The following is a 9,977-nucleotide window of genomic DNA, read 5'->3' on the forward strand; positions in this document are numbered from 1 at the left end:
ATTTCACGTTTATAACTCTTCCTGTATATCTTTCATAGAATCAACTACTACATAACGCTGTGCCGTTCCTGTTTTTTTGGCAGCCCAAGTTGCTTCATAAGCATCACGTCGACAAGCTTCATCAGCTTGCCAAGGAATAAATGTAGCAAAAACATGTTGCGAACCAAATGGACCACCATCACTACGAGAGTCAATACTATGCCACCCAACTTTATCAGGATAAAGTCGTATTGTTTCTTTGCGATATTCAGAAATTCCTGTTTCATCATAATAAATTTGATGTTGGTCATGCCAATAATCGCCAAGACCTAATAAAGCATCTACTTGCATTTCATGACGACACTGCCATTGTTGCTGCCACTGTTTAATAATGCCATCAATACGCTGAGTCACATCACCACGCTGACGATTACTATAAGCATCAAAAGCCGGCTCAATCACCTGGCTATAATCAAGACCCGCCATCGATAGTACAATGCCCGTATTTACATATGGCAAGGCTTCTTGTACAGAATAGCCACCTTCTAGTACGGCAATATCAGCTTGTAATAAATCGGTCAATCTTGCATACCCTTTCGCCGTTACTAACATATTGGCCAAAGGGTCACTAAAATGATTATCCTGTCCGGCTGAATTAATAATAATATCAGGCTGAAAATCCGCTAGCATAGGCAATACAAGCTCTTGCAATACTTTGAGCATTCCTTCATCGCCCGTACCAGGTGGCAATGGAATATTGACAGTACTGCCTACCGCTTGTGGGCCACCATATTCATACATAAACCCCGTACCAGGGTATAAAGTCCGTCCATCTTGGTGAAAGGATATAAATAGGGTATCTGGGTCATGATAAAAAACATCTTGCGTCCCATCACCATGATGCACATCCGTATCTACTATAGCTACTCGTTTCACCTCATAATGACGACGTAAATAGGCAATCATAATAGCTTCTACATTGACAGTACAAAAACCACGAATCCCATGCACCATTGTCATTGCATGATGTCCTGGTGGCCGCACTAATGAAAAAGCCCGCTTTACTTCGCCCCGCATAACAGCTTCCGCCGCAGCAATGGCGCCACCTACTGATACTCTATGTGCTTCCGTTACCCACTTCTGCAAAGAAGGCGCTCCCACATGAACTCGTTCAATATCTTGCCAAGAAGCTAATAATGGATTGTATTCACGAATGGCGGGATGTTCAAGTAAACCTTCTTCTAATAATTGATCGCGCGTATATAATAAACGCTCTTGTCGCTCTGGATGGGTTGCTGAAATTTTCCAATCAAAGGCAGGAAAAAAGACTAATCCTAAATTAGCCTCTGTTGGCTTATTCTTATTTAACATACAAGCTCACCCCCGGTTCTAACTGTGCTTTTACAGTAATTAAACGATGCATGGATTGCCAACCTTCAATAATAGGCACGTCTTCAACGGCTACAATATGGCCTTCAGCAGCATTACTAAGGCCTAAACGCGCCCCTGCTTCAGCCAAGTAACGTAAAGCTAACTGTTCAACTTCCTCCGCAGTGTGAATGGTGCTATTCGTTTCATGAATGCCTAGTTCTGGCACTACTAACACACGCTTAGCCGTGTCCAAATGAACGGTTACCATTAAAGTTTCTTTCGCTACAGCAGCGCCTACCGCATTGGCAACAGGTGCATTCGTAGGAATTTCAAGCGGTAACTTTAACCTCTCAGCCACAAAAGGCGCCAATGAAGCAGCCGTACCTCCTACTGCCACTAATTGTGTCTCCTTAAATAATGACGGTTCCACAATATCACGGACTACATAAATAGGCAGTTTATTTTCTCGACTAACCGCTAAATCAATACCGGCAACAATAATCGCAACCGCTTTTTCCACTATGGCCTGTGCCAAGGCTATAACAAGAGCCTCTTCCGACACATGTGATGCTTCACTTTCAGCCCACTCTGTAGCTAAATCACTAAGGCCAGATTCAGCCTTTGCTACATCACCATATGTTGCTTTACCTAATACAATTAAAGCATCGCCTAACGTAGGAACGGTACCACCAAGAGCCATAGAAGGCCCTACTCGCTCTGGTCCTACTTGTAACTGCCCCTTCTCATCAAGTGTTACTGCTGATTCACCGCCAATTCCTACTGAACTAACAGCAAAGGAGCGTACTGCACTAGGGTATGACTGAATCATAGCACCACCTCGTGCCATTAAAGGCTTACCGTCCTGCCATAGAGATATGTCCGTTGTTGTACCACCCATATCTAACGCAATAGTCATTGCTTTAGGCATCGCTTGTAAAGCAGCCATCCCTAACACACTAGCAGCGGGCCCTGTAAACGCTGTTTCCACTGGACAGTCCTGCATATGTGCTAAAGGCAATGACCCTCCATCAGCTTTTAAAATATATATAGGCGCTGTCAACCCATATCGTTGTAAAGCTCCACGAACAGCTTCTGCAAAATTCTGAAAGGTTCCCTGTACAGCACTATTAAAATACGCACTAATTGTACGTCTTGGAAAATTTAAAGATCCACTCAACTGAGCCCCAGCGGATACACTTTCATAGCCCGTTTCATGTAAAGCAGCTGCTAATTTTTGTTCTAAACTCGGATTGCGAACTGCAAACTTAGCTGATACAGCAGCCCGTTTATATCGCTTTGCACCGCTTACTGTTTCTAACTCTTTCGACTTCAAAGGCGCTACTAAAGAACCTCTATGATCGGTATAACCATCAAGTACAATCGGTTCAACAGGAAGGAGCGAACGAATATCCATGCCTGGTCCTGGTACAATATATAAATCTACAGGCTCCACCTGATTCATAACTAGCGCATTCGTCACAATCGTAGTTGATAAGGTAATTCTCGTTACTCTACTTGGTTCAATTGCCTGTGCCACACCAGCTAGAGCCGCTTCAATCCCCTCTAGCAGATTGGGTTTTGTTGTACGACACTTATGACTTTGCACAATATGGCCTTTATCAATGACAACAGCATCTGTAAAAGTACCACCCACATCAAGTCCTAATAACATAGTCTGCTCCTTTCATATCTTAATCGTAGTTTAGTCATAGAGTATTAAATACTCTTGCCTAAACGTTCCCCAAAAACAAAAGAGGCCCTTAGGCCTCCTTGATTATTGCCGTTCCGAAATGGAGGCAAAGTTCTTAATAATAACGATTGGCGTCATTTGGTCATCATTGCCAAATGGATTGTCAATCAATATACGGGCAATGCGTTTTGGATCCATACCACGACTATGCCCCAACACAGCAGCTCGTTTTAAATCATTTACATCAGCTACAACTGCACCATAACTACCAGTGCGCTGTACAATACGCTCTGCCACTTTATCCGCATCTTTTGGTCCATATACAATATGTTTATCAAACGGCGGCATAGTTCCCGTTACATCATCTGTTAACGCAGCAGCTCGTGAAATCTGATAGAATACACCATCTTTGCGGAAAGCTTTAGCAATAGCCCCTAAAATAAAGGCCCCAAACACCTTCCATTTGCCATCGAGTTCCATAGCTGACTGCATACCATAAACAGAACTCATGGACCCTTCGGCTGGTACAAAACGACATAATAAACGGGCCTGCCAAGTAGGACGCAATTCTTCTGGTCGAGTAATACGGCCTTGAGTAATAGCCACTACAGACTCCGCTACACACACAATATCCTCTGGTCCTATATTATCACCAGCATAGTGCATAATTGCTTCTACAATATCATCTCGATGGGTCAGTATACGAGTATGAACCGGTACTAATTCTAAATTTGCCATGGTTACCTCCTCCTACTGCCGCATAGCTTGCTGTAATTCTTCAGCCGTTAAAATTAAACGATTTTTTGAAATGTGCCAATCACTACGGCCCACCACCTGATATACAATATCAATGTTCATATCTGGGAAGCCCACTAAATCTTTGCGAATATTTCCAGTTTTAGCTGTTAAAATTAAACGCAAACGAACCGTGCCACCCTTACGAGGCTCAATAATAACCGATTTCCAATATCCATCATGACGCTCGTCTGCTAAATCTGTCGTCCAAGAATGAATTTGTACTGCATCAAATTGCTCTTGTGGCAATAAATGGCGCGGATATAAATCCATAATAGTCCCATTTTGACGACCTTTATTTACAAACGGAATGTCAGATACTAAAGTTACCTGATTAAAGCTGATATCTTCCACTTCAAACGGAGTCCGTTTCTTAGGTAGCATAACAATATGCTCGTCTCCTTGCTTCCAGGCAAAAATGCGAAATGCTACAAATAGCACCGCCACAATAAATATAATCGTTACGATTATGTTAACAAATGTGTAAAAATACATCTCTGTGTGCCACTCCCTTATAAAGTAATATGCCGAAGATTAAACTCTTCTGGCGGAATTAACAATGAAATCATTCGCTTCGCTAATGGCAAATCCTTAGTAAAACAAATATCTAGCGTACCTACGCGTTCCTGCGAATTCGCTAATTGCTGTGCCAACAATACATCTTTTACTTCTTGAGCCGTTTCATAGGACGGATCAATAAACTTCATATCCGGTCCAGCTAAGCCTTGCATAAGCTCTGTTAAAAATGGGAAATGCGTACAGCCTAACACCACCGTATCAGCGCCACTCGCCATAATCGGTGTCAAATAAGCATTCGTCGACGCATGAATCACTTCATCTCGTAAATGCCCCTGCTCAATTAAATGGGCCAAATCTGGACAAGGTTGCTCCCAAACAGCAACCGAAGAATCTAGTTCATTAGCTTCTTCTTTATGTTTATGACTATCTATGGTTGCTTTAGTCGCCATAATCGCAATAGAATGAGCCTGACTCATATCAATAGCGGTTCGTACACCTTTACTAACCCCAATTACTGGAAAATCAAATGTCCCTTGTAGCTCTTCCAACGCAACAACGGAAAAGGTATTACAAGCAACCACTGCCATTTTCACAGGAACTGTTGCCAAAAAGTGACCGATATTCATAGCAATCTGACTTATTTCATTTTTAGGCCGATTACCTACCGGATTATTAGCGCTATCACCTACATAAATAAAATCTTCCTGGGGAAACATCTTTCGTAAAACAGATAATACAGTCAAACCACCTACACCAGAATCAAATACACCAATTGGTAATTTTGCTTTCGCAACTGAATCTAGTCTATTCATACGCTCTGTCTCTCCTTCATGGTACGCATCATAGGCTCATAGTAAGTATCGCTTAAACGAACGACCTTACCTGTAATTTTATCAGTAAATACATTCTGCGTTTCACCAGTAGCAATCAAAGCCCCATCAGAATCACGTACAATGCGATAAGTAAATACACATTGTGCCCGTGAAATCTTCGCTACTGTAACTTCTACTGTTAATATGTCATCAAAACGAGCTGGCTCCTTGTATTCACAAGCTACCTTTGTAATGGGAAATACAATGCCATCATTCATCATATCCCACAAAGTAATTCCACAAGCTCTAAAAAATTCCACACGGCCTAACTCAAACCATCGTAAATGATTGGTGTGATGTGCTACTGACATCATATCAGTTTCGTAAAATCGTACCTGCAACGATGTGGTAAACATTCTTCGCTCTCACCTCTCATTTCTATAAAATAATTCACCCTTCATTGTACGCTACCTATGAAACACTGTCAAACACAGAACCCTGTAAGATATAAATTCTTGACTAGCTATCAATACTGCATAGCTAGTCATTTAATCAGTCCCTATGCTAATGCTTATTCATAGTATAACGCTATTATAATACGCTAAAAAAACTACTGTAAACCACCATGCCCTAAAGCAATACAATCAGCCTTTGTAATCGGCTCATCAGCTGCTAAACGTGGCAATAATACATCAAATGCAGTAGGTTTACTAAAAAGAACACCCCCTGGCAAACCGATTAACGGTATCCCGTCAGCCATATATGCAATGCAAACCATGGAACCCGGCAATACTGGAAGCCCATAAGTTACCACTTGAGCCGCACTGCGTGCAATAGCACCTGGTGTCAAATCATCTGGATCAACACTCATGCCACCAGTACAAAAAACAATATCCGCCCCCACTGCTTTAACCTTAGCAATGGCCGCTACAATTTGTTCCGTATCATCCGTTACAATTTCATGCGCCACAATAGACATACCAAAAGGAGCAGTCCGCTCTTCTATAATAGGACGAAACGCATCTTGTATGCGCCCACTCGCTACTTCAGAGCCAGTTGTTACAAGTCCTATACGCTTACGTACAAAGGGTTTTATTTTCATAAGTGGTAGCCCTTGCCAAATAGCCCGTGCTTGTTCTAATTGTACCGACTCTAACCAGAGAGGAATACAACGCATACCGGCCACCTTATCGCCTTTTTTTACAGCTTGATGTGTTAACTTAGTAACAATTGTAAGTTCACCAATACTATTAATCGCATTTAAACGGTTCACATCAATGCTTAGCATGCCATCCCATGCAGCTATAGCTTCAATTTTCCCTTCACGAATCTCTGAAGCATATAAACTGTCATTAGCACACAATTCATATAAGCCTAAGGCTACATCTTCTTCATGGAGCTTATGAGCTAAGGCTACCTCATCACCTGGTTCAGCTACAAAAATATGCTCTTTACCTAATTTAAGCAAAGCCTCTATATCTTCAGCAGCGATTACATGACCACGGCGGAAGGGCGTATCTTTCACTTCACCAATAACAATTCGTGCAATATCATGACATAGTACATGACCCACTGCTTCTGTTACAGGAACTTTTTTCATGTAGTCCTCCTACTTATTTTAGTTACACAAATTCGCCTACTGGGAATAGACATCTCACTGTGCCCTAACAACTTAACACTATTTTATATTAAAACGCACAAAAGCCTCGGCATATGCCGAGGCTTTTGTGCTTGAGAAAAAAGAGAGAGAGAACATTTGAATCACATTCAAATGTTTAGGGGCTTTGGGGGGTGCCCCGAGATATGACTCTGTGGTCACATCCTGAAATGATTATAGCAAACTGTAAGGAAAATGTAAACAGTTCTTATGCAAAATTTGCATTTTTTAATGCAAATTTTCTCCATTATGTCTTTTCAGCACACACTTTACATATAATCACTTCATTACGCCTTCTATCTCTTGTCACATCAGCCTCTTATACACCAAATTTCTTAGCGCGTAAATCAGCATGCGCTTTCTTAAAGACAAATGCATTACGAATATGATTACGCATCGCCTGTTCAGCAGCTTCACCATCATGATTACGAATAGCCGCCATAATTTCATCATGCTCTTGATTACAAGAATCCGTACGTGCCTGATCCATAGTACTAATATACATATCGCGATTTACCATTTCACGGAACTCGCCTAAATAATCCATAACCCGTTCATTCTGGGAGAAGAAGGAAATCAATGTATGGAAGCGACTATTAATTTGAACGCGCTCTTCTGCATCTGTGGTAGCTGCACCAGCATCACACAAACTCTGAAGCTCTTCAATCTGTTCATCAGTACAAACTTCTGCACATAGTCTGGCCCCTAAACCTTCCATTACTTCACGGCATTGGTACATCCCGATAATCTCTTCTGGCGTATAGCCTTTAACAGTAACACCTTTCCAAGGTTTAATAACAACTAAATTATCCTTAGCTAACTTGCGAAATGCTTCACGCACTGGCGTAGCACTTACATTCAACTGCTCAGCAATTTTAACTTCATTCAATTTAACTTGTGGTTTCAAAGCACCTGTCAAAATGGCTTGCTTTAATGTTACATACACTTGCTCACTCAATGGTAAACGACCAATAGAGTCAATTGCATTAAGATGATATTCTTCTTGCTTACCCATAGTGGACCTCAACTTTCACTGATAGAAGGATACTAACCCTAAAATAGGAATAATACTAATTTTAGGTATAAAATAAAAGTATGCATATCTTACATGTCACTCTTTCTAATGACAGCTAATTTTTAGTATACTATAATATATATGGTATTATATACTATAATTTACACAAGTGTATTAGAAAGCAAACCTTACGTAAACTTATAAAATTCTACAGACTATTTTACCTTAATTATATAAATAATTGATAGAATCAGTCAACTAAAATACAAACGGGAGAATATATACATGAGTCGCTGTTTAATTATAATCAATCCCGTCTCGGGCGGAGGTCGTGCAACCCAATATGCCATGGAATTACAATGGCAATTAAGCACACTCTTTGAACATATGGAAGTTAAATTCACCACTAAAGCTGGTGACGCTACCCGCTTTGCGAAAGAAGCCACCCAAAATCACTATGATTCGGTATTTTGTATGGGCGGTGATGGTACCATCAATGAAACAGTTAATGGCATTGCCCAGGGTGGAGGCACCGCCAAATTCGGTTTTGTCCCTGTAGGCACTGTTAATGACATGTCTAGGGCCTTGGGCATTCCTTTAGAGCCGTTAGCAGCCATACGGGCCTTAAAACACAGCAAAATACGCCATGTGGATATAGGGCGTTGCAACGATCAATATTTTTGCAATAATATTGCTGCTGGCGTTATTCCCAAGGTAGTGGAAGAAGTTACACCAAAAGAAAAACAATTATTAGGTCCCTTAGCGTATTTTGTAAAAGGTGGCCAAGCGCTTTTCACAACCAAAGACTATAGTTTTCATATCAAAACAGAAGATCACGATATCAAAACACGATCCCCATTAGTGATTGCCCTGTTAACAAATGTTGTGTCCAGCTTTGAAAAATTTATGCCATTAGCTTCGGTAGATGACGGTTACATGCGAGTTATTATCTTTAAAGAATATTTTATTATGGATGTCCTTCGCATTTTGCCGCTTATCTTACGCGGTTCTATTTACACCTCTAAATATGTAACCATTCTAAAAGTTCGTAAAGCAAAAATCACTTTATTAGATGATATTGCCTTGCCTACTAACATGGACGGCAATAAGGGGCCTCTTATGCCTGTTGACTTAGAAGTCTTACCAGGCTTCTTACAAGTATATGTACCTGACAAAAAGAAAAAATAAACAGCTACAAATAGCAGCTCCTTGTTTATTACTAAATAAAAAGACTATAACTTACAGCCATAGGCTGTAAGTTATAGTCTTTTTTTCGTAAGCATTTAACTATATATAATTAATACTATTATATAGTTATAGCTCAACACTCTATGCAATAAGACCATTGGCCTTATTAATTCCAATTTTTTAATTTTATTCTTTTACCATCCACACATGAGGACAGCCTTCTTCGTCAAACACATCTCCTTCAGCTACATAGCCTAAAGACTCATAAAATCCTTTAGCTCGAACTTGCGCCGCTAATTTCTTACGCTCACCACCCATAACGCGAATAAAATCCTCAGCTGCTAATAATATGTTAGCCCCTAATTGTTTCCCTCGCTGTGACTTAAGCACCGCCACACGGCCAATAATAAATACGGAGGATCCTTCTGTTTCACGGAAAAAACGGCAAGTACAAACTGGTTCCCCTGCTACAAAGCCAACTAAATGTGCAGCCTCCGCATCAATGGCATCAAACTCTTCTTCAAACCCCTGTTCCTCTACAAACACGACCTGACGGATAGTACGCGCTTCCTCAGGTAATTCTGAATATATCTTTACAGACCAATCCATGTGTCTCTACTCCTTACTCCAACAACCTAAACAAACTTATCAATTTAACATTTATTATACCATGCTAACTCCAAAGACTGCACTACATTTCATTACAATTACCAATGTATAGTCTCCTTAACGGAATAGCTTATTTATTCCGTATCATAGACGGAATAACGCCAACCAAACAGAAAAACATAAACACAAGCAATGCATATTGAATATTTTGCAATGGCTCTGTCACAACAAATGGTTGATTTTTGACGAGAAATAGCGTATAATAATAGTAAGAAACAGTACCACCGAAGGAGGTAATTGGATATGCCTACTATCAAAGACGCATTAGATATTATCGGTAAG

Annotated in this window: 10 protein-coding genes; 1 reads left to right on the top strand and 9 read right to left on the bottom strand. The window is 40.6% G+C overall.

Features of this window, described 5'->3' with window-relative positions; genetic code table 11:
- Positions 1 to 9 precede the first annotated feature (9 nt).
- The 8 genes from NFR44_RS07675 to NFR44_RS07710 all read right to left on the bottom strand — a co-directional run bounded on the left by NFR44_RS07675 (position 10) and on the right by NFR44_RS07710 (position 7,838).
- Positions 10 to 1,350: a histone deacetylase family protein gene (locus NFR44_RS07675; protein ID WP_251443244.1), complete on the bottom strand. Its 1,341-nt coding sequence runs from the start codon at positions 1,348 to 1,350 to the stop codon at positions 10 to 12.
- A complete protein-coding gene (locus NFR44_RS07680; RefSeq protein WP_251443246.1) occupies positions 1,340 to 3,022 on the bottom strand; it encodes a hydantoinase/oxoprolinase family protein in 1,683 nt (560 codons plus the stop codon). The genes NFR44_RS07675 and NFR44_RS07680 overlap by 11 nt, the downstream gene beginning before the upstream one ends.
- A gap of 102 nt (positions 3,023 to 3,124) precedes the next feature.
- Positions 3,125 to 3,778, bottom strand: a complete 654-nt coding sequence (locus tag NFR44_RS07685; RefSeq protein WP_251443248.1) for a coenzyme F420-0:L-glutamate ligase — start codon at positions 3,776 to 3,778, stop codon at positions 3,125 to 3,127.
- Between the two features lie 12 nt (positions 3,779 to 3,790).
- Positions 3,791 to 4,330, bottom strand: a complete 540-nt coding sequence (locus NFR44_RS07690) for a hypothetical protein (protein WP_251443250.1) — start codon at positions 4,328 to 4,330, stop codon at positions 3,791 to 3,793.
- 17 nt (positions 4,331 to 4,347) lie between these two features.
- Positions 4,348 to 5,166 (bottom strand): glutamate racemase, encoded by an 819-nt coding sequence (murI, locus tag NFR44_RS07695; RefSeq protein WP_251443252.1) that lies wholly within the window; start codon positions 5,164 to 5,166, stop codon positions 4,348 to 4,350.
- Positions 5,163 to 5,582 carry an acyl-CoA thioesterase gene (locus tag NFR44_RS07700; protein WP_251443254.1) on the bottom strand — a complete coding sequence of 140 codons (420 nt, stop codon included), beginning with the start codon at positions 5,580 to 5,582 and terminating at the stop codon, positions 5,163 to 5,165. Before NFR44_RS07700 ends, murI begins: the two co-directional genes overlap by 4 nt.
- A 194-nt stretch (positions 5,583 to 5,776) precedes the next feature.
- Positions 5,777 to 6,766, bottom strand: a complete 990-nt coding sequence (locus NFR44_RS07705; RefSeq protein WP_251443256.1) for a molybdopterin-binding protein — start codon at positions 6,764 to 6,766, stop codon at positions 5,777 to 5,779.
- Between the two features lie 376 nt (positions 6,767 to 7,142).
- Positions 7,143 to 7,838: a GntR family transcriptional regulator gene (locus NFR44_RS07710; protein ID WP_251443259.1), complete on the bottom strand. Its 696-nt coding sequence runs from the start codon at positions 7,836 to 7,838 to the stop codon at positions 7,143 to 7,145.
- Between the two features lie 285 nt (positions 7,839 to 8,123).
- Here NFR44_RS07710 and NFR44_RS07715 point away from each other — a divergent pair, with 285 nt between their 5' ends.
- The gene (locus NFR44_RS07715) at positions 8,124 to 9,026 is read left to right on the top strand and encodes a diacylglycerol/lipid kinase family protein (RefSeq protein ID WP_251443262.1); all 903 of its coding nucleotides are present in this window, start codon (positions 8,124 to 8,126) and stop codon (positions 9,024 to 9,026) included.
- A gap of 186 nt (positions 9,027 to 9,212) precedes the next feature.
- Here the strand turns inward: NFR44_RS07715 and NFR44_RS07720 are convergent, their stop codons facing one another.
- The gene (locus NFR44_RS07720) at positions 9,213 to 9,635 is read right to left on the bottom strand and encodes a GNAT family N-acetyltransferase (RefSeq protein ID WP_251443264.1); all 423 of its coding nucleotides are present in this window, start codon (positions 9,633 to 9,635) and stop codon (positions 9,213 to 9,215) included.
- Positions 9,636 to 9,977: the final 342 nt, after the last annotated feature.

This window comes from Veillonella intestinalis (assembly GCF_943193155.1).
In the GTDB taxonomy this organism is placed as follows: Bacteria; Bacillota; Negativicutes; order Veillonellales; family Veillonellaceae; genus Veillonella_A; species Veillonella_A intestinalis.